At 70.0% G+C, this 22,442-nt stretch carries 18 protein-coding genes and 2 pseudogenes; 11 read left to right on the top strand and 9 right to left on the bottom strand.

All coding sequences use genetic code 11. The features are described from left to right. Nucleotides 1-11: 11 nt before the first annotated feature. Together E4N62_RS01470 and E4N62_RS01465 are read right to left on the bottom strand one after the other, a co-directional pair. On the bottom strand, nt 12-1,097 hold the full coding sequence (locus E4N62_RS01470; RefSeq protein WP_230211577.1) for an esterase-like activity of phytase family protein: 1,086 nt from the start codon (nt 1,095-1,097) through the stop codon (nt 12-14). A gap of 179 nt (nt 1,098-1,276) precedes the next feature. Then, nucleotides 1,277-2,167, bottom strand: coding sequence for a serine hydrolase (locus E4N62_RS01465; protein ID WP_230212363.1), 891 nt, complete (start codon nt 2,165-2,167; stop codon nt 1,277-1,279). Nucleotides 2,168-2,445: 278 nt separating this feature from the next. Here E4N62_RS01465 and E4N62_RS01460 point away from each other — a divergent pair, with 278 nt between their 5' ends. Continuing rightward, nucleotides 2,446-2,814 carry a type I-C CRISPR-associated protein Cas8c/Csd1 gene (locus E4N62_RS01460; protein ID WP_230211576.1) on the top strand — a complete coding sequence of 123 codons (369 nt, stop codon included), beginning with the start codon at nt 2,446-2,448 and terminating at the stop codon, nt 2,812-2,814. A 15-nt stretch (nt 2,815-2,829) separates the two neighbouring features. Then, nucleotides 2,830-3,195, top strand: coding sequence for a DUF4180 domain-containing protein (locus E4N62_RS01455; protein WP_230211575.1), 366 nt, complete (start codon nt 2,830-2,832; stop codon nt 3,193-3,195). Between the two features lie 46 nt (nt 3,196-3,241). Here E4N62_RS01455 and E4N62_RS01450 read toward each other — a convergent pair whose 3' ends face one another. Next, nucleotides 3,242-4,609, bottom strand: a complete 1,368-nt coding sequence (locus tag E4N62_RS01450; RefSeq protein ID WP_374116901.1) for a phosphatase PAP2 family protein — start codon at nt 4,607-4,609, stop codon at nt 3,242-3,244. Nucleotides 4,610-5,180: 571 nt separating this feature from the next. On the opposite strand from E4N62_RS01450, the gene E4N62_RS01445 reads away from it, so the two are divergent. Both E4N62_RS01445 and E4N62_RS01440 read left to right on the top strand, forming a co-directional pair. Next, nucleotides 5,181-5,984, top strand: a complete 804-nt coding sequence (locus E4N62_RS01445; protein ID WP_230211573.1) for an endonuclease I family protein — start codon at nt 5,181-5,183, stop codon at nt 5,982-5,984. Between the two features lie 190 nt (nt 5,985-6,174). Further along, a complete protein-coding gene (locus E4N62_RS01440) occupies nt 6,175-7,668 on the top strand; it encodes an FG-GAP-like repeat-containing protein (protein WP_230211572.1) in 1,494 nt (497 codons plus the stop codon). A 140-nt stretch (nt 7,669-7,808) separates the two neighbouring features. Here the strand turns inward: E4N62_RS01440 and E4N62_RS01435 are convergent, their stop codons facing one another. Then, the gene (locus tag E4N62_RS01435; protein ID WP_230211571.1) at nt 7,809-8,738 is read right to left on the bottom strand and encodes an alpha/beta fold hydrolase; all 930 of its coding nucleotides are present in this window, start codon (nt 8,736-8,738) and stop codon (nt 7,809-7,811) included. Between the two features lie 87 nt (nt 8,739-8,825). Between E4N62_RS01435 and E4N62_RS01430 the strand changes: the two genes are divergently transcribed. From E4N62_RS01430 to E4N62_RS01415, 4 genes are all read left to right on the top strand, one after another. After that, nucleotides 8,826-9,440 carry a TetR/AcrR family transcriptional regulator gene (locus E4N62_RS01430; RefSeq protein ID WP_230211570.1) on the top strand — a complete coding sequence of 205 codons (615 nt, stop codon included), beginning with the start codon at nt 8,826-8,828 and terminating at the stop codon, nt 9,438-9,440. 436 nt (nt 9,441-9,876) lie between these two features. After that, nucleotides 9,877-10,032 carry a hypothetical protein gene (locus tag E4N62_RS01425; protein ID WP_230211569.1) on the top strand — a complete coding sequence of 52 codons (156 nt, stop codon included), beginning with the start codon at nt 9,877-9,879 and terminating at the stop codon, nt 10,030-10,032. A 611-nt stretch (nt 10,033-10,643) separates the two neighbouring features. Then, nucleotides 10,644-11,102, top strand: a complete 459-nt coding sequence (locus tag E4N62_RS01420) for a GAF domain-containing protein (protein WP_230211568.1) — start codon at nt 10,644-10,646, stop codon at nt 11,100-11,102. 283 nt (nt 11,103-11,385) lie between these two features. Then, a complete protein-coding gene (locus E4N62_RS01415; protein ID WP_230211567.1) occupies nt 11,386-12,687 on the top strand; it encodes a prenyltransferase/squalene oxidase repeat-containing protein in 1,302 nt (433 codons plus the stop codon). Nucleotides 12,688-12,850: 163 nt separating this feature from the next. On the opposite strand, the pseudogene E4N62_RS01410 reads toward E4N62_RS01415, so the two are convergent. The 4 genes and pseudogenes from E4N62_RS01410 to E4N62_RS01395 form a co-directional block, all read right to left on the bottom strand. After that, nucleotides 12,851-13,840: pseudogene (locus E4N62_RS01410) on the bottom strand (IS1380 family transposase); the annotation flags it as partial. A 266-nt stretch (nt 13,841-14,106) separates the two neighbouring features. Then, a complete protein-coding gene (locus E4N62_RS01405) occupies nt 14,107-15,792 on the bottom strand; it encodes a thiamine pyrophosphate-binding protein (protein WP_230211566.1) in 1,686 nt (561 codons plus the stop codon). 34 nt (nt 15,793-15,826) lie between these two features. Continuing rightward, on the bottom strand, nt 15,827-16,807 hold the full coding sequence (gene speB, locus E4N62_RS01400; protein ID WP_230211565.1) for an agmatinase: 981 nt from the start codon (nt 16,805-16,807) through the stop codon (nt 15,827-15,829). A gap of 55 nt (nt 16,808-16,862) precedes the next feature. Then, a complete protein-coding gene (locus tag E4N62_RS01395; RefSeq protein ID WP_230211564.1) occupies nt 16,863-18,317 on the bottom strand; it encodes a sodium:solute symporter in 1,455 nt (484 codons plus the stop codon). Nucleotides 18,318-18,425: 108 nt separating this feature from the next. On the opposite strand from E4N62_RS01395, the pseudogene E4N62_RS01390 reads away from it, so the two are divergent. The 3 genes and pseudogenes from E4N62_RS01390 (at nt 18,426) to E4N62_RS01380 (ending at nt 21,493) form a co-directional block, all read left to right on the top strand. After that, a pseudogene (locus E4N62_RS01390) lies at nt 18,426-20,032 on the top strand (PucR family transcriptional regulator ligand-binding domain-containing protein). A gap of 56 nt (nt 20,033-20,088) precedes the next feature. Then, nucleotides 20,089-20,637 carry an AAA family ATPase gene (locus E4N62_RS01385; RefSeq protein ID WP_230211563.1) on the top strand — a complete coding sequence of 183 codons (549 nt, stop codon included), beginning with the start codon at nt 20,089-20,091 and terminating at the stop codon, nt 20,635-20,637. Between the two features lie 61 nt (nt 20,638-20,698). Beyond that, nucleotides 20,699-21,493, top strand: coding sequence for a phosphatase (locus tag E4N62_RS01380; RefSeq protein ID WP_230211562.1), 795 nt, complete (start codon nt 20,699-20,701; stop codon nt 21,491-21,493). On the opposite strand, the gene E4N62_RS01375 is transcribed toward E4N62_RS01380, so the two are convergent. Continuing rightward, nucleotides 21,480-22,415 carry an acyl-CoA thioesterase II gene (locus E4N62_RS01375; RefSeq protein ID WP_230211561.1) on the bottom strand — a complete coding sequence of 312 codons (936 nt, stop codon included), beginning with the start codon at nt 22,413-22,415 and terminating at the stop codon, nt 21,480-21,482. The two genes, E4N62_RS01380 and E4N62_RS01375, sit on opposite strands and share 14 nt — an antisense overlap. Nucleotides 22,416-22,442 lie beyond the last annotated feature (27 nt).

Genomic DNA, 22,442 nt, shown 5'->3' with positions numbered 1-22,442 from the left:
GGAGGCGTGCCTCAGGCGGTCCGGATCCGGAGGGGGAGCGAGAGGGAGAGGGAGTAGAAGCGGGTGGTCTGGACGGTGTTCTGGTTGTCGTCGCTGACCAGCAGCACGTCCAGCCGCCCGCCGGGCCGTGCGGCCCCGGTGACGGTCATGCCCTCGATGTTGTCGAGCAGCGGGTTCGGCTGGGGCTGCTTGGCCGTGGCGCCGAGGCTGGGGCAGTCCACGAGATCGGCGAGCAACGTCTTGCGGACGAGCCGCACGCCGTCGGTGTCGGTCACGCGAGGGGTGCTGCTCGTCCGACCGGTGGCGGTCGTGCGGCGAAGATCGGTCGCGCGGCGCGTGTCGGCGGCGTAGAGGCGGACCGTGTTGCCGACCCCGGCGGTGAATCCGCGCTCCAGCACGAGCAGCCGCCCACCCGGGAGGCCGGCCACCTCGACGACCCCGAGGCCGGTGTCCACGCGGTAGCCGTACTGCGCCGAGAGCCTGAACTCCCCTGCGCCGCCGTGCCGTTGCCAGGTCTGCAGGCGGACCACGCCGGCGGGGTCCCCGGTGAGGGTGCCCTCCATCGAGGCGAGCAGGGTGCGTCCGCCGGGCAGGAGGGTGAGCCCCTCGAAGGTCTGGTTGGCGACCGCCCGGCCGGCCGGGGCGACCGCCAGTTCGTCGGGCACGGGCAGGCTGCCCAGGATCCGCCCCCGCCGGTCGTAGCGCCGTACGGTCGGCTCGGTCTCGGAGGCGACGAGGAGGGTGCCGTCCCGGTCGACGGCGACCGCCTCGGAGTCGAGCGCGGCACCGCTCTGCGTGGCGAGCGGCAGGACGCCCTTCGGCGCCAGGGTGCGACGGTCGAGCGTGAAGAGGGCCGACCGGTCGGAGACCGCGAGGAGCGAGCCGTCGCGGTCGACGGCGAGGCCGGAGAGGTTCCCGACGAAGGTGCCCGCGTACGTGGTCTTGTCGAGGGCGTCGGAGTGCTTCTCGATCGACACGGTCGGCGAACAGGCGTGGCCGCGCGCCGAGTCGGCGTGGACGGGTCCGGCGGCGGCGAGCGTGGTGGCCGCCGCCGCCAGACCGGCGGTGAGGGTCGCGACGAGGCTTCTCAGAGGCATTGCGTCACGGTAGGGCGACGCCGGTGAGCCGCGGATGGCCTCGCGGTGAACGTCCGGATGTCATCGGGCGCTGCCCTCTGGAAAGGCAGCGGGCGCAGCCCCTGCCTTTCCAGAGGCGCGGGGAACTGCGCGAGAAGCCCCACCGGGCCCGCAGCCGCCGACGCGCCCGCAACCCCGAGCTATGAGGCGCCCTCCGGCACCGGCACCGTCGCTTCCTGCGGCCGATCCGTGGGCTCGTACCGCTGCACGCTCGCCGTGCCCGAGGAGCTCTTCGGGACGGGCACGAGATCCTTGTGGATGGCCTTGGAGACGGCCTGGATCGTGTTCACGCCGTACTGCATGTCGGGGTTGCCGTGGGTGAGGACGGTGATCGTGTAGTCCCGTCCGCCGCCGTTGAACGTGCCGACGCTGTGCACCCGCCAGCCGTGCGTGGCGCGGGACAGCCACCCGTTCTTGACGTGCACCTTCACGGTCGAGGGCGCCCCGGCCGGGGTGCCCCAGCGCTGCGAGGGGACGACCTTGTTCATCAGCTTGAGGACATACGCGCGCGCGTTGTCGCTCAGGACCGTGTTCTTCGCGGTGAGCAGGGCGAGCAGCCGCTGCTCGTCGCGGACGGTGATCTGGGTGAGGCCCCAGTAGTTGTTCGCGCCGGGCTTGGTCTGCGTCATCTTGGCGGCCGTGAGGAACGCCTTGATCTTCTTGACGCCGAGCTGCTTCCACAGGGTGCTGGTGGAGGCGTTGTCCGACTTGGTGATCATGGCGGTGGCGAGCTTGGTCTCACGGTCGGTGAGATACCGGTTCGTCCTCTTGGCGTCGTGCAGCAGCGCGGCGAGCACGGTCACCTTCACGACGCTGGCCGAGTCGAAGGCGGTGTCCCCGCGCAGTGTGCAGGTGGTGGCGGTCGCCCGGTCGTACAGGCCGACCGCCACCGTGCCCTTGCGCTTCGCGAGCGCCGCCGTGATGTCCTTCCGCAGTTTCTCGGCCAGTCCGGCCTGCTTTGACGTACACGTGACCTGCGGTGCGGCGACCGCGGCCGGCGCGAACGCCGCCGCCGCCGATGTGAGGACCATGCCGGCCCCGAGCCCCGCCGCGACCACACGCGTCCACCTGGACGCCGGCGACACCCGGGATACCCCCGATATCCGGTGAGTCATCAAACCTGTCCCATCCCCCTGTGCGACTGGAACCCGCTTCTGACGGATTCACCACAGTCGACTCGCGACGACGATCGATAGTTGTACATCAGTTCCCTTGCCTCCCGTTCCCCTGCCCCCAGTTCCGTTGTCCCCGGGTCGGGGTAGGGAGGGAGGCAGAAGCCCGTCGGGCCCGATGGAGAAGGAGAGCCGGATTGGCCGACACACAGCCCTCCCCCGCCTACCTGTGCGGTCAGCTCTACGCGACGCTGCACACACTGCAGGCCATCGGCAAGCGCGACCGGCGGCTGGGGAACGACAGCTTCCTGAGCCAGGCCAAGCAGCGTCCCGGCCCCGCGTTGCGTGAACAGCTGAAGAAGGCGGGTGAGCAGTTGCTCGCCGCGCACACCCGTGGTCCCAAGCACGGGAAGGCCGCCGGCGGGGTGTTCCGCGCGATAGCGGACTTCGTTCCGCCCGGCGGCAGGTTCCCCGACTATCTGGACACGAGTTCCCAGCTCGATTTCCTCTCGGGGTACCACACCCAGTCCGCCGCGTACGCCGCCCACGACACGCTGATGAAGTGACAGTAGCCTCGCCCCATGACCACCACCCTGCAGACGATCCACGACGTGCCCGTGCTGATGTGTGACGCCGAGGGTGGGGTGATCGGGGGTGAGGGTGACGCCCTGGACCTCATCGGTGATGCCGGGTACCAGGGCGCCGCGTGGGTCGCCGTCCCCGTCGAGCGGTTCGACGAGCGGTTCTTCCGATTGAGCACCCGCGTCGCGGGCGACATCATCCAGAAGTTCGTGCAGTACCGCGTCGGTCTCGCCGTCGTCGGCGACATCTCCCGGCACACGGAGGCCAGTTCGGCCCTGCGCGACTTCGTCCGGGAGTGCAACCGGAACCGTCAGACATGGTTCCTCACCGATGTCGACGAGCTGCGGGAGCGGCTCAAGGGCTGAGCCCTCGCCGGGCCCGCCGCTCCCTCCGCCCGTTGTTCCCGCCCGCTCACACCAGCTCGGGATGCCGTTCCGCCCGCCGCTCCGGCTGTCGCGGCGACGCGGCTTCCGGCGTCCAGCGTCGGTCGACACGAACGTAGCCGTATACGACCGAGCCCATCACCATAAGGAGAAGCGGCCCGTACACCCACGGGTGTCGGGCCATTTCCACCGGCAGATAGCGATACGCCAGCAGAAGCCCCGCGAATACGGCCGCACCGTGGACGACGAGCACGATTCCCGCCCGGTCCCAGCCGAGGTCGTACGTCCGCAGCGCCGCCTCGATCGTGAGGGTGAAGACGACACCGGCGATGAGATCCACGCCGTAGTGATATCCGAATCCCAGCGTCGCGGAAAGCGTGGCGATCAGCCAGAAGGTTCCCGCGTATCGCAGAGCGCGCGGGCCCCGGCGCGAGTGGATGAATATCGCGGTGGCCCACGCCGTGTGGAGGCTGGGCATGCAATTGCGCGGGGTGATCTCGTCGTACACCATCGGATGCGGCGTGGTGAGTGACGGTGGCCTGTCGGGCCAGATGTTGGCCAGCGCCCAGTGCTCGCCCCCGGTGCCGAACGCGCCCGTGCCGTAGGCGAAGACCGGTCCGACCACCGGGAAGATCATGTAGATGCTCGGCCCGAGGAGGCCGATCACCAGAAAGGTGCGCACCAGGTGGTGGCGCGGGAAGCGGCGTTCGGCCGCCACGTGCCGCAGCTGGTAGAGCGTCACGATGACCGCCGCCACCGCGAGCTGGATGTAGACCCAGTCGAGCAGATGGGTGCCGACGGGTCCGGTGGCCCTGACCAGCCGGCCCACCAGCCACGAGGGATTGCCCAGCGCGTGGTCGGCGGTGGCGAGGTACTGGTCGAGCACCATGGGCCGCGTCTTGGACGTGATCAGCAGCCAGGCGTCGCCCGTCTTGCGGCCGGCGACCAGGAGCAGGCCGAGCCCGACGCCTTTCAGCAGGAGCGCCCGTTCACGGCCGGTGCGGCGGGTGACGGCGACGACCGCGCAGCCCAGGATCACCCACAGCGCGCCGTTGCCGAACATCATTTTGGCGTCGAGAAGCCATCGGACCAGAAAGAAGACGATATCGATTCCGGCGGCGACACCCGTCGCGATGAACCGTTCGCGCCAGGTGAGCACCACCATCGTCAACGCCATACTGGCGTAGAGCAACGGCCCTGATTTCGGGGCGAATATCACCTCGCTCGCCTGATTGGTGATCGGCCCCGGCACACCGTATCCCCGTGCGGCGACCTCCAGCGCGAGCATGAATCCGATGCCCACGACCACCGCCGCGGTCCACAGAATCACCTTCGGTCGGCGCCACTTGTCGGACGCGACCGTGCTGCGTATTCGCGGGAGCACCCGCGAGAACATGGATATCAATTATCCGGCCGTCGTCTCGTGCGAGCGGTCGGGTCTCTTCTTGGTGGGCAACATGGCTTTCCGGTGTGGGCGCCGACGGGTGGACGACGGGCGGGACGGGCGGGACGGAATGGACCCGCAAACGGACGGGCGGACGAACGATCGGACGGACGGACGGACGGACAAGTCGACGGGCAGGTGGGCGTGCAGGTGGGGGCGTGCAGGTGGGCGGGCCGGTCGGCAGACCGGGATCACGCCAGACGTCACCCCCCTGAAGAAGACCGTTCATCCCCCGTTGAGGTTGCTCTGCACCCGACAACTACGCAAGACCGCTCACCGGCCCAGCACGCCGAAATTCGCACGTCAATGAGGGTCTCCCCTTGAATCGAGGCAGGTGAAGGGGAGTTGAGGCACGAGGGTTGCCCCGTTGGCCGAATCGTCATCGGATCGCCTTCCACTTGTAACACCTCGACTGACCCGTCCATGCCAATCTCTCGGTTACCCACACAGTCAACCCGCGTAGAACGAGGCTCCCCGAAGCAACTCCTCTTCCTGCGCGGCCCTCTGGGAAGGGACACCCCTCATGCCCGCTGCGCGGATACGCAGTTGGAAGTCGGTCGCTCTCGCGACGTCGGCCGTGCTCGTCGGTATCGTCCTCCCGGCAGCCACCGCCACCCCCGCCTCGGCGACGACGACCGCGTACGACGACACGTACTACGCAAGCGCGATCGGCAAGTCCGGTACGGCCCTGAAGTCCTCGCTGCACTCGATCATCGACGGTCACACGACCATCTCGTACTCGGCGGTCTGGAACGCGCTGAAGGTCACCGACCAGGACCCCAACAACAGCAACAACGTGAAGCTGCTCTACAGCGGCATCTCGCGCAGCAAGTCCCTCAACGGCGGCAGCTCCGGCAACTGGAACCGCGAGCACGTGTGGGCCCAGTCGCACGGCGACTTCGGCACCTCCGCCGGCCCCGGCACCGACCTGCACCACCTGCGCCCCGAGGACGTGGCGGTCAACGCCCGACGCGGCAACCTCGACTTCGACAACGGCGGCAGCAGCTTCACCAACAGCGGTGGCAGTCTCGTCGACTCGAACTCCTTCGAGCCCCGGGACGCGGTCAAGGGCGACGTGGCCCGCATGATCCTCTACATGGCCGTCCGGTACGAGGGCGACGACGGCTGGCCCAACCTGGAGCCCAACGACTCCGTCAACAACGGCGGCACCCGCTTCCACGGCCGCCTGTCCGTCCTGAAGGCCTGGAACGAGGAGGACCCGCCGGACTCCTTCGAGGAGCGCCGCAACGACCTCATCCACAGCAACTACCAGGGCAACCGGAACCCGTTCATCGACCACCCGGAGTGGGTCGAGGCGATCTGGTAGCCGCACGCCGAGCGCGGTGAGCACGGTGAGCCCCCGGACCGCACGGGCCGGGGGTCCGCCGTTCAGTTACGTACTCATGACATTCGGACGCACAACCGACGAACTCCTTGTCGAGTCGGACTACATGGACGCGGCGGTTCCGCCCGCCGCCCGCCGGAGCAGGATCTCCACCGACCCGAAAGGCACGTGCATGTCACGAGCACGAGCAGCAGCACGACGCACCCGTACGGCACGCGTGAGCGCCCCCTTGGCAGCGGTGGTACTGCTGGCCGGAGGCCTGACCGCGCTGTCGCTGGGCACGGCCTCGGCCGCCCCCGCGGAGGTGGGCGTGGCGGACGACTTCAACGGTGACGGGTACGCCGACCTGGTCGTCGGCGCCCCGAACGCCACAGTGTCCTCGAAGGCCAAGGCGGGCTACGTGGCCGTCCTGTACGGCTCGAAGAGCGGCATCTCCCCCACCAAGAAGAAGCTGATCAGCCGCTCGACGAGCGGTGTGCCCGGCTCCGCCACCGCCAACCAGCGCTTCGGCTCGACCTTCACCAAGGGCGACCTGGACGGGGACGGCTACGGCGACCTGGTGATCGCGGGCGGCACGGCGGGCTCGGTGATCCTCTGGGGTTCGGCGACCGGGCTGACCGGCGGGACGAGCATCGCCCAGTACGGGGCGGCCCCGCAGGCGGGCGACTTCGACGGCGACGGCAAGACCGACCTCGCGCTGTTCTCCGCGCAGTCCGTCGGCGGCGACGACCCCGAGGGCGCGCCGGCGGCCCTGTGGAAGGGCCCGATCTCCCGCGCGGGCAAGCCCGCCGCCGTACTGAACCTCCTCGACAAGTCCCTGTGGTGGGGCTGGGAGGAGGACGACGCGTCCTGCGCGACCGGCGGGGGCTGTGAGAACGGCCCGTCCTCCATCACCGGCCCGGTCGTCTCCGGCCAGGTCGGCGACGTCAACGGCGACGGCCGGGACGACATCGTCCAGTGGCACTACACGGGCGACGGCACGTGGGGCAACCGCCTGCTCCTGGGCGGCGCTTCGGGCTTCACCCGCGGCTTCACACCCGGGGACGACACGAGCCGCGACCCGGCGGGCACGGGCATCGGCGACGTGAACGGTGACGGCTACGACGACGTGGTCGTGGGCGCGGACGGCTGGTCCGACCAGGTCCGCGTGGCCTACGGCTCGCCCACCGGCACGTCCGAGTCGAACGTCCAGACCTTCGACCAGAGCCTGCCCGGCTTCCCCGGCGCGCAGGAGGACGGCGACCTGGTGGGCTCGGCGGTCTCGGTCGCCGACGTCACCGGCGACGGGTACGCCGACATCGCCCTCGGCATCGCCTACGAGGACGTCACGGACATCACCAACGCGGGCTCGGTCGCCCTCGTCCCCGGCACCGCCTCCGGTGTCACGGGCGCCGGCACCAAGGTCTTCCACCAGAACACCGCCGGGGTCCCCGGGGTCGCCGAGGCGGAGGACAAGTTCGGCACCACGACGGCCCTGCTGGACTTCAACGGCAACGGTCACCCCGACCTGGCCGTGGGCGCCCCCGCCGAGAACAGCGACAACGGCGCCGTCTGGGTCCTCCCCGGCACCACCACCGGCCTGACCACCACGTCGGCCCTGGCCTTCGGCCCCGGCGACGTGGCGGGCCCGGTCACGGACGCGATGTTCGGAGCGGCTCTGCGCTGAGCGTGCAGCTCCGTGCTGAGGCGGTAGCGGCGCGCGCCCGGAGGTGCCGGGTGCGCGCGCCGCATCACGTCGGCGAGCGGCCGTCAGGCCGTGTGCCGGGCCACGTGCCAGGCCCTGCGCCGGGCCCTGTGCCAGCTGTGTCAGCCCGTGTGCCGCAGGATCTCCTCGGCCAGCCGGGCGTCCATCGCCCTCGGCAGGCTGTGCCCCAGCCCCTCGATCATGACCAGCCGGGCCCCCGGCACGGCGGCGGCCGTCGCCTCCGCGTGCGCCGGCGGGAACATCGGGTCCTCGGTGCCGTGCAGGACGAGCGTCGGCGCGGCGACCGAGGCCAGGGCCGCCGTGTCATCCCCGCCGGCGGCCCCGGCGAGCGTGTGATTGAACCCGGCCGCCAGATCACTCGCCCGCTCGAACACGCGCCGCTCCAAGGCCCGGTACTCCTCCTCGTCGAACGGCAGCACCGACCCGTGCAGCACCCGCCACAGCGGCAGCCGCAGGGCGAGGTGCTCCTCCAGGCCGGCGCTCGGATCGGGGAAGGTGGTAGCGAGCGCGGCCAGCAACTCGGCGCTGGGCGGGGGTAGTTCACCGGGCGCCGGGGGCTCCCCCGCCATGACCCGGCTCACCGCGGCCGCCGTGTCCGTGCCCAGGGGCTGTGACGACAGGCTCGTCAGGGTCAGCACCCGTTCCGGATCGGTGACGGCGATCCGCTGCGCGATGATCCCGCCCAGCGACACCCCGACGACATGCGTCTTCTCGACACCGAACGCGTCCAGCACGGCGAGCGCGTCCGAGGCCAGATCGGCGACGGTGTACGGCCGTTCGGCGAAGTCGACGACGGAGGACCGCCCGGTGTCGCGGTGGTCGTAGCGGATGACTCGGCGCCCGCCCTCGACGAGCCGCCGCACGATCCCGTCGTTCCACTGGACACCCTGCGCCTGCGCGCCCATCACCAACAGCACGACCGGATGCTCGGGAGCGCCGAACTGCTCGGCCCACAACTCGATGCCGTCCACGGGAACGATCCGCTCACGACCGACCAGGACGACGTCGTCCCTCTCTCTATTTTCCTGCATGGTCGTTCAAGATAATGATCGGACCCGGATCCCGCACGCCCTTTTCGAAGTGGACGCCCCGCCACCCCACCCGGCACCCTGATGACCATGGCCGGAGTCAAGGGACAAGTGCAGAGGCGGGGCGTGGAACGCCGCCGCGCGATGGTGGACGCAGCGATCACACTCTTCTCCCAGCAGGGCGTACGCGGCACGGGCGTCGCCGCGATCGCCGAACGGGCAGGCGTCACCCCGTCCGCCCTCATCCACCACTTCGGCAGCAAGGAGGGCCTGGTCCAGGCGGTCCTGGAGGAGGCCGACCGCCGCGCGCTGGCCCGCCTGTCGGCCACTCCGACCTCGGAACCGACCCTCGCCGAGGCGTTCGCGTGGTTCGTCCGCGACGCCGAACACACGGCAGCCACCGAACGCGAACTCGCGGCCCTGCACATCACCTTGACGGCCGAGAACCTGGAACCAGGCACCACCCTCCACACCTGGTTCCGCGACCGGGGCCGCGCCCTACGCGCCCACCTGGCGGCCCTCTTCACCCGCGCGACGAAGGACGGCACCGCCCGCCCGGACGTGAACCCGACGGCACTGGCCACGGAGGTCGCCGCCTTCCTGGAGGGCGCCCACCTCCTCTGGCTCCTGGACCCGGACGAGGTGGACCTACCGGCCATACACCGCGGCTACTTCGAGGGCCTGACGGCCCGCCTCCGCCCCTGACACACACCTGACCCGCTCCATCCATCAGCGAGCGCTTCCCCCTTCCGTGCCGACACTCCGCTCTCGAGCCGAACAAGAACGAGAAGGGCGCCAGCACGGCCGACGGCTGTGTGTCATGGCCGCCGTCAGTCCGCGTGAGTCATCACCCAGGAAAGCCTGCCGTCTCGCTCGCGCGGCACCGCCGGCAGATCCTTTGGACCCTCACGCCACAGGAAGCCGCAGCGGGTCGAAACGATTCCATTCAAGTCCCCGCAGCGCGTCGAAACCCTTCGCATACACGAAGTCCCGCTCAGAGGCATACACGGGCCGAAGGCGGACGAGTACCCGGGGATGGTGGTCGACTTCGCCCGTCGCGCGGTAGAGCTGCCGGAGGGCACACAGCGTTGCGGGCGACGGGCCGACGGCCGAGCGGCAGCGTACGGAGGTGCGCGGGCGGGTGGGCGTGACGTACCACCGGGCGCGGGCCCGCCGGATCGCCGAGGAGTCGGTCCGCAAGGAGGCCGCGACGAAGAACCGCCCGGCCGATCTGATCAACATCGCGCTGGAGAAGGCGGTGGGGACCGGGCCGGAACTGCCGCCGTTCTCCACCTGATGCCCAGCCCGGCCGGAGTGAGCGGCGAGACCCACGAACACCCCCGTACGCGCAGGCCGGTGCCTGTACCGCGCCGAGCGCGCCTACGTCGACGACGCGGGCATTGGCCACGAGGTCGAGTGACGCAGCGCACGAGCTGCTGGAAGATCTCCGGCGCCGGATCGCGTCCCGCAGGGCCACGCCGTACAGGGGCAGGCCGCCTCCCGGGTCACGGGTGGATAGACATATGGGCATGGCTCAAAATCATTCTTTTGGCGTAATTTAGATCTCAGGATTCCCGTATGCCCTTCAAGCGGGGCGGCCGGGTGGAGCGAATCGCACAGAAATGGCCGATATGAGATCTTAAAACTTCAAGGAACCCCTGGAACTTCGGCTTCCCTTGTGCAACTCTGAATTCCAGGGAAGCCCTCCTCTCGAATTCCGACAAGAAGAGATGAGGTGATTGACCATGGGATCGTTCTGGAGCTTGTGGCTGCGGCTGACGGTGACGCGGTCGAGCGGCTCACTCGCCGAACGGGTCAAACAAACCATTGGAGAACCGGACCGCTCAACGAGTTCCTGAACCGATCGCTGGCATATACCTTTCCGGGCACAGACAGAAGGAGGCCACCATGATCACAGATGAAACTGAGATGGAGAGTTGGCTCCGGGAATTCATCGGAACGTACGGCGGCGTGGCCGGCTCTGTTCATGTGCGCCAAGGCGAAGGCGTTGCGCTGGCTGCCGCCGTCAACCTGCCGCCGAAGGTACGGGAGGTTACGGCGTTTGTGCCTCGGGGCAAGGGCATGGCAGGGCTGGCCTTGGAGCGGGGGGTGGCGGTGCAGTCCTGCAATATCCAGACGGATGACAGCGGTGTTGTCCGACCGGGGGCGCGGGCGGTGAATGCGCAGGCCGCCGTGGCACTACCGGTACACGACGAGAACGGGGACGTCGTGGCCATCGTCGGTATAGCATTCGCGGGCGAACGCGCAGAGTTCCTGGGTGCGGAATTGCAATGGATGGAAAACCATGCCCGAGCACTTCTCGACAGGGTCCAAGACATCTGTCAGCGACGATGGACGGGGCGGTAGAGCCTCGCCAAATTCGGCTCGTCACCTAGTACGGCCCGACCGGGGATGCTCTACACGGTTTGGGCGAAAAAGTCGCGATCTGGTTCAGGACCCGCCCGGCAAGCCATGCGACGACGCGGCACCTTCACCGCCGTCACCCGCCTCACCAGCGCGATCAACAACTACGTCACCGCTGGGAACACCGGCGCGAAACCGTTCGCCTGGACCGCTGGGTTCACACCGAGGTCCGCCAACCTCACCGACAACGACAAGACAAAGGAATCGATTAGTGACACTAGATGTGGTGAGTTCAGTGGGTTCCGCGTCCATCCGGGAGATGAGGAAAAGGGCCGGCGACTGGCTGCTGAGGCATCAAGGCTCATCCGGAGCGTGGGGGTTGCGCCTTAAAGCCGGCGGGCCGGATCCGAGCGTTTTCGTCACCGCGTTGTCCGGATTGGCACTATTGAACATTGATCGGGCGGCCACCGAACGGGCCGCCGAGTGGCTGGCGGGCGAGCAGCTGGAGGATGGGGCATTCGGTGAGGGAGCCAGCCGGCACCTGTACCGTCCTGCGGCCACCGGTATGGGGACGTGGCTACTGTGCGCCGTAGACAGGGAGCGATACGCCGCCCAGATCGCCAAGGCGGTCGATTACTTCAGGGGGTGCCAGGAGAAGGAGGGAATGCACCGCGGTGGTTTCGGCGCGGGGAGAACAGGGGTGTTCAGTACCCCTAGCCACCCGAACCGAGAAGTCACCATGGGTGGGCCCTCGATAACCGATACCATGTTTGCTGCGGCGGCTCTGCGGTACGCGGGGGTCGCACCCAGCGACCCCCTCTGGAGGGAGATGGTGGACTACGTCCATTGCTGTCACAACACTCCCTTGATCAACAATCGTCCAGACGTCCAGGAGTATCTCGCCGACAACAGGTTCTGCCTTTCCGGCGATGGAGGAATGCTTCTAACCCTGGACCGCTTTCGGCGGCACTCCGAGGCGCGGGAAGCGGTGGGCCAGAACCTGACCCCAATCATATCCACCGGACTCGCCACACTGCAGGGAATGTTTATCTATCTCGGGGCGGGACTATCCCATTCATCACCGGAGGTGACGATCACTCTCGACTGGCTCCGTCAATACTACACCGTCAGCGAACACGCGCGATACGCCGACGCACTCAACTTTGATTTTGACCAGTCACCGCGCTGGCCTGAGGGGCATCCCAGCATGACGGTCACCGATGATCCCGACACGCAGGGTTCTAGCGTGCCCGCGACCCGACTAAAGTCCTCCAGAGGTTTTCATTTCGCCGATCGCGGCGATACGGTGGAAATCGTTCCCGACCGACATGGTGACCCGAGTCAGGCGGGCCTGTACCTATACCTGTGGCTCATGGCGGAATGCCTACATGAATTGGAGGTCAAGACGCTGCTCACCGCCGACGACCGCGAGCATTCCTGGGCCAACGAGATGGCTTCCCACTTGCGCTCACTGCAACGTCCCGACGGATCCTGGAGTAACAGGAACCCCCAGTTCATGGACAATGAACCCGCCCTCGGTACCTCGCTCGTTCTCAACACTCTCAATGTCCTGGTGCCTCGTTTTTGAAGTTACCCTCGATCGTTCATGAGTCCTCGGCGGTGTGCACGGGGACTCTGCGTCTGTGAGGTGCAGTCTTTTCCCGGCTGGGGCAGGTTGGCCCGCCCGAGTGTCGCGTCAGGTGGGCGCCGGGTTCCACGTTCCCGGTGTGGTGGTGCAGGTCGGTGGCTGGTCAGCCGGGGCTCGGCAAGGCATTGAGCTGGTCGATTGCCCGGGTGATCTCGTCGGTCCAGGCCCATCGTGTGGTGAAGCGGAGCCAGCGTCGGCGGCCGGTGTTCACGAGTTGGGCGGCGGCGGAGAACAGGCGCAGGCGGAGCTTCTTGGGTTCCCAGGGGCGGGTGTCGCCGGTGAGAGCGAGCATCGGCATCCAGGCGAGGAGGTCGAGTGCGAGGGAGACGATCTCCAGCCAGATCTGGTTCTGTGCGGTGTCGTGCAGAGGGAGGTTGCGCAGGCCGGTGTCGCGGGCGTTTCGGATGCGGTCCTCGCAGCGGGCCCGGCGGCGGTGGCGCATTTCGAGGTCGGCGAGCTGGCCGCCCGTGGTGTTGGTCGCGAGGCAGGTCAGCCGCAGTCCGTCGAGGTCGGTGAAGCGCAACTGGGCGCCGGGGTGCGGGCGTTCCTTGCGGACGATCAGCCGCATCCCCTTTGGCCAGATGCTCAGGTCGGGCATGTCGGTGATCTCCGCGACCCAGGCGCCGGGCCGCTCGGTGCCGCCCGCGTCGTAGGCCGGCGTCCATGCATTCTTCGGGATCTTCAGCACGGCCTGGTGGAGGGTGTCGGTGATGGTCATTCCGACGGAGTACGACAGCCACCGGCCCGGTTCGGAGAGCCAGTCGAGGAAGGCGTGGGTGCCGCCGGCGGAGTCGGTGCGGATCAGCGTCTGCCAGCCCTGCCGCAGGTGCCTGGGCAGTTGCGCCAGGGCGAGCCTCGCGGTTTCGATGTGGTCGGCGGCGGTGTTGGAGCCTGCGTTGCCGGGCCGCAGCAGGGCGGCCACTGGTTCTCCGGACCCAGCCTGCCCGTGGTCGACGAACGCGACGAGCGGGTGATGGCCGAAAGTCTTCTTCCAGGTCACGGTGGCGTCCTGCTTCTCGGAGTGTGCGAGGATCAGCACGCCATCGATGTCCACGGTCACCTGGCTGTCGGCGGCCGGACTGTACGTCCCAGCCTGACCGCCCCGAGCCCGGACACCCGACGGCCTCCACAGCCACCGGGCACCCAGCCCTGCCCACACCCCTCCTGACCTGCTCCTATTTACGCGTCAGAGGCACTTTCCGCTTTCCTGATCGTCAGCCGGGCAGCCTACCTCGCGAAAGCGCGCGGCTAAAGCGGCGCCTGCGAATCCGGGAAGGAGGATCAAGCCGGACACATGGGCGATTCCCTGAGGGAATCACCACCTCTCACTCAGTGATGTGCGTCACATGTGCGTGTGCGTCAGAGATGCGTCGGCGCGAACATCCTCAGGACCGTCGGCAGGACGACTACCGAAGGGCCCGGCGTGGCAAGGGACTTGGTCAGGTCCGTGGCGAGGGTCTCGGGGGTCGTCCGGGTGCCCGGGACGCCGAAGGACTCCGCCAGGGCCACATAGTCCGGCCGGGTCAGTTCCGTGCCGGTGGTCTCCCCGAACGTGTCCGTCATGTACTCGCGCAGGATCCCGTACCCGCCGTCGTCGACGATCAGCCAGGTGACGTCGAGGTCGTACTGCCGGGCCGTGGCCAGTTCCGCGATCGAGTACAGCGCGCCACCGTCGCCGGAGACGGCCAGCACCGGCTCGGTCGGGTCGGCCGCCGCCGCACCGAGGGCCGCCGGGAACGCGTAGCCGAGGCCGCCCGAACCCTGCGCCGAGTGCATGGTGTTGGGGCCCTTCGGGTCGAACGCCGACCAGGCCCAGTACGCCAGGATCGTCATGTCCCAGAAGGAGGGCGCGCGGGACGGAAGAGCCCGCCGGATGGACGCCAACAGGTCCTGTTCGAGGGTGAGTTGCTGGCCGTCGATGCGTTCCCGCACCCGTGCGAGCACCTCCCGCACCCGCTCCGACGCGGACTCGTCCTCCCGCGTCCCCTCGATCGTCTCCAGCAGCGCCGTCAGCGCCAGGCGCGCGTCCGCGTGGATGCCGAGCGCGGGGTGGTTGGACTCCAGCTTCCCGAGGTCCGCCTCGATCTGGATCACCCGGCCCCGGGGCTTGAACGTGTGGTAGTTGGAGGAGAGTTCGCCGAGGCCCGAGCCGACGACCAGCAGGACGTCCGCGTCCTCCAGGAAGTCCGTCGTGTGGCGGTCCTCGATCCAGGACTGGAGGGACAGCGGGTGCGTCCAGGGGAACGCGCCCTTGCCGCCGGGCGTGCAGACCACCGGCGCCTGAAGCACCTCCGCCAGCTGCCGCAGCTTGCCGGAGGCGTCCGCCCGGACGACCCCACCACCCGCGATGATCGCGGGGCGCGCGGCGGACGACAGCAAGTGGGCGGCCACGGCGGTCAGTTCGGGGCGCGGCGGCAGCTCCTCCGGGAAGGCGTCGCCGACCGTCACCACCGGGATCGACGTCTCGGCGAGCAGCACGTCCTGCGGGATCTCCACCCACACCGGGCCGTGGGGGGCCGACAGCGCCGACTTCCAGGCCGCCTCGATCGCGGACGGGATCTGGGACTGGGTGCGGACGGTGTGGACGGACTTCACCACACCCCGGAACGACGCCGACTGGTCGGTGAGTTCGTGGAGATAGCCGTGGCGGCCGCCGCCCAGGCCCGCCGTCGGGACCTGGCTGCTGATCGCCAGGACGGGGGCCGAGGCCGCCGCGGCCTCCTGGAGCGCGGCCAGTGAGGTCAGCGCGCCCGGCCCGGTCGACAGCAGCAGCGGCGCCGCCTCCCCGGTGATCCGGCCGTACGCGTCCGCCGCGAACCCGGCGTTGTTCTCCACCCGCAGGCCGATGTAGCGCAGATCCGAGCGCCGCAGCGCGTCGAACATGCCGAGCGCGTGCTGGCCGGGCAGCCCGAAGACCGTCGTCGCGCCGAGCCCGGCCAGCGTCTCCACGACCAGGTCCCCGCCGTTGCGGCCGGGGGGAGGGTTCAGCGCGGCCTCCGTCTGGGCGGCCGACGGGCGGAGTACCAGGTCGTGGTCGTGGGTCACTGCGCTGCCTTCTCCTTCTTCTCCTTGTCGCGGATCACTCGCCCGCGTTCCCCGTACGGGCCGCGGCGATCTGCCGGGACATGATCGTGGTGAGTTCGTACGCCGTGTGCGAGGCGGCCACCGCGGTGATCTCGGCGTGATCGTACGCGGGCGCCACCTCGACGACGTCGGCGGAGACCAGGTGGCAGGAGGCGAGGCCCCGCAGGATCTCAAGGAGTTCGCGGGAGGTCATGCCGCCCGCCTCCGGGGTCCCCGTGCCCGGCGCGTGGGCCGGGTCGAGGCAGTCGATGTCGATGGAGATGTAGAGGGGGCGGTCCCCGATCCGCTGGCGCAGCTGGTCGGCGATCTCGTCCACCCCGCGCCGCATCACGTCCGCCGACGTGACGATGCCGAAGCCCATCTTCTCGTCGTCGGTGAGGTCCTGCTTGCCGTACAGCGGTCCGCGCGTGCCCACGTGGGAGAGGGCGGACGTGTCCAGGATCCCCTCCTCGACCGCCCGCCGGAACGGGGTGCCGTGCGTGTACTCGGCGCCGAAGTACGTGTCCCAGGTGTCGAGGTGCGCGTCGAAGTGGAGCAGCGCCACCGGGCCGTGCTTCTTGGCGACCGACCGCAGCAGCGGCAGGGCGATGGTGTGGTCGCCGCCGAGGGTCATCAGCCGGGCCCCGGTCCCGAGCAGCTCGTCCGCGGCCGCCTCGACCGTCTCCACCGCCTCGTTGATGTTGAACGGGTTGGCGGCGATGTCACCGGCGTCCGCGACCTGCGCCAGGGCGAAGGGGGAGGCGTCCTGGGCCGGGTTGTAGGGGCGCAGCAGCCGGGACGCCTCACGGATCGCGTTGCCGCCGAAGCGGGCGCCCGGCCGGTAGGAGACACCCGAGTCGAAGGGCACGCCCACGACCGCGACGTCGGCCCGGCCCACCTCGTCCAGGCGCGGCAGCCGGGCGTAGGTCGCGGGCCCGGCGTACCGGGGGACACGGGAGGAGTCGACGGGGCCGCGGGGCGTCTGGGCACTGCTCATGGGGTGAAGCCTTCTTTCCTACGCTTCGTCGCGTATGTGCTGCTTGCTGACGACTCTACTGGTGAGTCGGTACGGGTTCGGTCACGAGTTCGGGGGTCCGCCCGGCCAGACGCTCGCGCCAGGCGTCGAGCACGGCGGCGTCGGTCGCCGGGGTCGCCAGGGAGACGGCGACGTACGTGACCAGGGAGGAGAGCAGGCCGTAGTAGACGGGCTCGTTGGCGAGGATGCCGTAGGACGCCATCAGGCCGACGACCGCGAGGCCGCCGACGGCCACCGAGGCGAGGGCACCCTGAGCGGTGCCGCGCCGCCACAGCAGCCCGCCGAGGATCGGCACGAGGAGTCCGCCGACGAGGAGGTTGTACGCCACCGTCAGCGCCTCGACGACGTTGTTGAGGGCGATCGCCGTACCGATGACGGCGAGCCCCATGACGAGGATGAAGGCACGGTTGCCCCGCACCTCGTCGTGGTCGCCGTCGGCGGTCCGCCCCCGCAGCCGCGACCAGATGTCGTTGTTGGCGACGGTGGCGCAGGCGATGAGCGCGCCGGAGGAGGTCGACATCACGGCGGCCAGGGCGGCGGCGAGCACCAGCCCCCTTACGCCGAGCGGGAGTTCCTCCTTCACGACGGTCGCGAAGGCGTCGTCGGCGTTGGCCAGGTCGGGGAACAGCACCTTGGCCGCCGTGCCGATGACGGCGCCGGCGAGGGCGTACGCCAGGCAGTAGGTGCCCGCGACCGTGCCGCCCCACTCGGCGGTCCGGTCGCTGCGGGCGGTGAACACGCGCTGCCAGATGTCCTGTCCGATGAGCATGCCGAACGTGTAGATCAGGACGTAGGTGAAGATCGTCTCGCCGCCGATGCCCAGCGGGTCGAAGTACGAGGTGGGGAGCGCGTCCCGCATCTCACCGAACCCACCGGCCTTGACGACCGCGATGGGGAGCAGGAGCAGCAGCACGCCGACCGTCTTCACCACGAACTGGACCATGTCCGTCAGCGTGATCGACCACATGCCGCCGAGCGTCGAGTAGGCGACGACGATGGAGCCGCCGAGGACGATCGCGAGCGTGCGGTTCATGTCGAACAGGACGTCGAAGATCGTGGCGTAGGCGATGGTGGAGGTGACGGCCAGCATGAGGGTGTACGCCCACATGACGAGCCCGGAGATCACGCCCGCCCGGCCGCCGTAGCGCAGGTCGAGCATCTCGGAGACCGTGTAGACCTTCAGCCGGGCGATCCGGGCCGAGAAGAAGACGGAGAGGGCGAGCAGCCCCAGCCCGATGGTGAACACCATCCACGCGCCGGACAGCCCGTACCGGTAGCCCAGCCCGACCCCGCCGATGGTGGAGGCGCCGCCGAGGACGATGGCCGCCATGGTGCCGGAGTACATCGTGGGGCCGAGCCGGCGCCCGGCGACCAGGAACTCGCTCTTCGACCTGGCGCGGCGCATGCCCCACCAGCCCATGGCCAGCATTCCGGCCAGATAGAGGACGATCACGGTGTAGTCGACGGCCATGGTGAGAGGCCTCCTTCGCGCACGCTCGGTGGCGGGTGACGGGCACTGACACTAGGTGGCCGGAAAGCGACTGCGAAGTGTACGTTTCATCCATTCGAGCCGTGCCGGATGGAAGGAACGCACACCATGCCGGACCCGTCCGTCCCACCGGCCCCGGCGGTCCCTCCCACCCGCCCGTCCTCCTCTCCGCGCTGCTGGCCCGCGACGACCTGGGCCTGCGGCAGATCGCCGGGCCGGTGGACTCGGGCACGGCGATCCACTGGGCGCACACCTCGGAGATGTCGGACCCGTACCCGTATCTGCTCGGCGGCGAGCTGCTGCTCACGGCCGGCGTCCACATCCCGGAGGCGGCCGGGTCGGGCATCTACTTCGACGACTACGTCTCACGCATCGTCGCGGCGGGCGGCGCGGCCCTCGGCTTCGGCGTCGCCCCCGTCCACGACAGCGTCCCCAGAGCCCTGGTCGCGTCCTGCGACTCCTACGACCTGCCCCTGATCGAGGTCCCGCCCCGGACGACCTTCTCGGGCGTGGCCCGCGCGGTCTGGCAGCTGATCGCCCTCGGCCGCCACGCCGAGCTCCGCCGCGTGACGGAGGCCCAGCAGGCCCTGGCGGCAGCCGCGTCCCGCCCGGACCCGGTCCACGCGGTCCTGCGCCAGTTGGCCCGCCGGGTCTCGGGCCGAGTCGTGCTGTACGGCCCGGACGGCACGGAACTGGCGTCGGCGGGACGCGAGCCCGGGGAAGCGGTCCACCAAGGCCTGACAGCCCTGGCGACCGTGGTCCGCCCAGGCCCCGACAGGGGCGCGGGGCCGCGTCATATGCGGCTCCGCCGCGTGGGCGCGACCAGCCCCACGCACCCCAATCCCCCACCCCTCCCCGCGCACACCACCCCCACTTCCGCCACAGACACAGTCAACGGCACCCACCTCGCCGCCTACGCCCTCACCACCGGAGGCAACGGCTTCACCCTCGGCGTGGCCACCGCGCACCGGGCCCCCGGCGACCACACCATCGCCTCGGTCGCCGCAGTCCTCCTCTCCCTCCTCACCGGCGAACGCCAGATCGGCACCGGCGCGGCCCGCACCTCGGCCCTGGTCCGACTCCTGCTCGGCGCCGAACCGCAGGAGGCCGCGCCCCTCCTGGGCCCAGGCACCCACTGGCACGTCGTCCACGCCCGCCTCACCGACGGCACCCCCCGGCCGGAGGCCCTCGCCGCGGCCTCGCTCGGAGCCGCTCTCGGCTCGCCCCTGGTCGACGCCCACGGCGACGTCGTACGCGTCCTCGTCCCCGCCGACCGCGAGATCTCCGAGCAGCCGGGCTGGATCTGCGGCGTCAGCGCCCCCGCCGAACCTCACGCGTGGCCCGTCGCCGACGTGCAGGCGGCCCGCGCGCTGGCCCGCGCCAGGGCCACCCGGACGGCGCTGGCCCGTCACGGGCTCCCGACGACGCTGGCCCAACTCGTGCCGCCGGACGAGGCGACCGCCCACGCCGAGGCCCTGCTGGCCCCGGTCACCGCCGCCCCCGGCGCAGCCGCGCTCACCGAGACCCTGCGCACCTGGCTGTCCCTGCACGGCAGTTGGGACCGCACGGCCGTCGCCCTGTCCGTCCACCGCAACACGGTCCGCCAACGCATCGCCCGCTGCGCCACGTTGCTGGCGGCGGACCTCGACGACCCGGACGTCCGCATGGAGTTGTGGTTCGCGCTGCGGGACGGGTGAGACGAGAGCCGCGTGCGGCGAGCAGGCGCGGCCGAGGGGAACCTAGCCTGGGCGGCATGCGCAGATACGTACTCACCGGCACTCCCGGCGCGGGCAAGACGACCCTCCTGCGGGGCCTGGCCGCACGCGGTCACACGGTCGTCGAGGAGGCCGCCACCGATGTCATCGCATGGGCGCAGGCGCGCGGCGAGGACGAGCCGTGGACCCGGGAATCGTTCGTCGACGGGATCGTCGCGCTGCAGAAGCGGCGGCAGTTGACGGCCCCGACGGCCGACGCCGTGCAGTTGTACGACCGTTCGCCGCTGTGCACCCTCGCGCTCGCCACCTACCAGGGCCGCGTGCCGTCGTCGGCGCTGACCGCCGAGGTCGAACGGGTCACCACCCAGGGCGTCTACGAACGGCAGGTGTTCTTCGTCCGCAACCTGGGGTTCTGCGAACCCACCGCCGCACGCCGCATCAACTTCCGGCAGTCGCTGGAGTTCGAGCGGGTCCACGAGGACACGTACCGCGCCTACGGCCACGAGCTGGTCGACGTTCCCGCCGGTGACCTCGTCCTACGGATCGCCACGGTCGAGGCGGTGCTCGCCGAACGCCGTGCGGAGTGACGCGGGTCGCAGCGGGCGGGACGCCCGCGACTCCCGCTGTCGTCTGCCTCACAATGGACGCATGCCGATACCCGGGACCCCCAGCCGCGCCGAGCTCGTCGAGCACCTCGTACGGACGCGTATCGCGGGCGACGTCGCCACGCCGCGCGAGAACAACCTCTCCCACTACCGCGAACTGGCCAACGGCAACCGCCACTACTGGCTCGGCCTGGAGCTCGGGGACCGCTGGAGCGACGAGCAGGACGTGCTGGCCGTGATGGCGGAGCGCGTCGGCGTGAACGACGACCCGGGGTACCGCTACGGCCAGGACACCATCGACCCGGATCTGACGGTCGACGCGCTGGATCGCATGGCGGCGCGGCTGCGCAAGGCGGCGGAGGGCGGGCAGCGCGTGCTGCTGGCCACCGGGCACCCCGGCGGCCTGCTGCAGGTGCACAACGAGACCGCGCGGGCACTGCGCGCGGCCGGTTGCGAGATCGTCGTCATCCCGGACGGCCTGCAGACGGAGGAGGGGTACGTCATGCAGTTCGCGGACGTGGCCGTCCTCGAACACGGCGCCACCCTGTGGCACACCCACTCCCCCGAGCCGATGCGCGCCATCCTGCGGGGCCTGGAGGGCGCCGGGCTGCCGCTGCCCGACCTGGTCGTCGCCGACCACGGGTGGGCGGGCTGCGCCGGCCAGCTCGGCATCGACTCCGTCGGGTACGCGGACTCCAACGACCCGGCCCTCTTCCTCGGCGAGTCCGAGGGCACCCTCCAGGTCGTGGTGCCCCTGGACGACCACGTGGTCAGCCCGCGCCACTACGACCCGATGTCGGCGTACCTGCTGGAGCAGGCGGGGCTCAGCGGGGAGTAGCCCCGGGCTCCCCCGGCTGCGCCGGCTCCCTCGGCTCCGCCGGCTCTTTCGGCCGCCCCCTCGGGACGCGGACGACACCCTCCTGGATCACGGAGATCGCGAGCCGGCCGTCCTGGGTGTAGATCCGGCCCTGGCCGAGGCCCCGGCCGGCCGCCGCCGACGGTGACTCCTGGTCGTACAGGAGCCATTCGTCGGCGCGGAAGGGCCGGTGGAACCACATGGCGTGGTCGAGCGAGGCGCCGACGACGTCCCCGACGGCCCAGCCGCCGCGTCCGTGCGCGAGCAGGATCGAGTCGAGCAGCGTCATGTCGGAGACGTAGGTGGCGAGCACGACGTGCAGCAGGGGGTCGTCATCGAGCTTGCCGTTGGCGCGGAACCAGACCTGGGAGTGGGGTTCGCGGGGCTCGCCGTAGCGGCCGTAGGGCGGGTCGTCGACGTACCGCAGGTCGACGGCGGCGCGGGCTTCGAGCGTCTTCTCCACGACGGCCGGGTCGAGGCCGTACGCCGGGAGCAGCTGCTCGGCGGTCGGCAGGGTCTCCGGGTCGGGCGCGGCGGGCATCGGGGCCTGGTGGTCGAGGCCGTCCTCGTACCGCTGGAAGGACGCGGAGAGGGCGAAGATCGGCTGGCCGTGCTGGACGGCGACGACGCGGCGCGCGGTGAAGGAGCGGCCGTCGTTCATCCGCTCCACGGTGTAGACGATGGGCGCGCCGGCGTCGCCGATGCGCAGGAAGTAGGCGTGGAGGGAGTGCGGCAGCCGGTCGGCGGGGACCGTCCGGCCGGCGGCGACCAGCGCCTGGGCCGCGACCTGGCCGCCGAAGACCCGGGGGACGATGGCGGGCCGGGACTGGCCGCGGAAGATGTTCTCCTCGATCTGCTCCAGGTCGAGCAGATCGAGGAGAGACTGAAGTGCGGGCTGACTCATGGGGTCAGTTGTACTGTGCAGCGGTTT

It is taken from the genome of Streptomyces sp. MNU76, assembly GCF_020982545.1.
GTDB lineage: Bacteria > Actinomycetota > Actinomycetes > Streptomycetales > Streptomycetaceae > Streptomyces.
The sequence above is the reverse complement of the archived record's forward strand: the minus strand, read 5'-3'. Positions and strand labels throughout refer to the sequence as shown.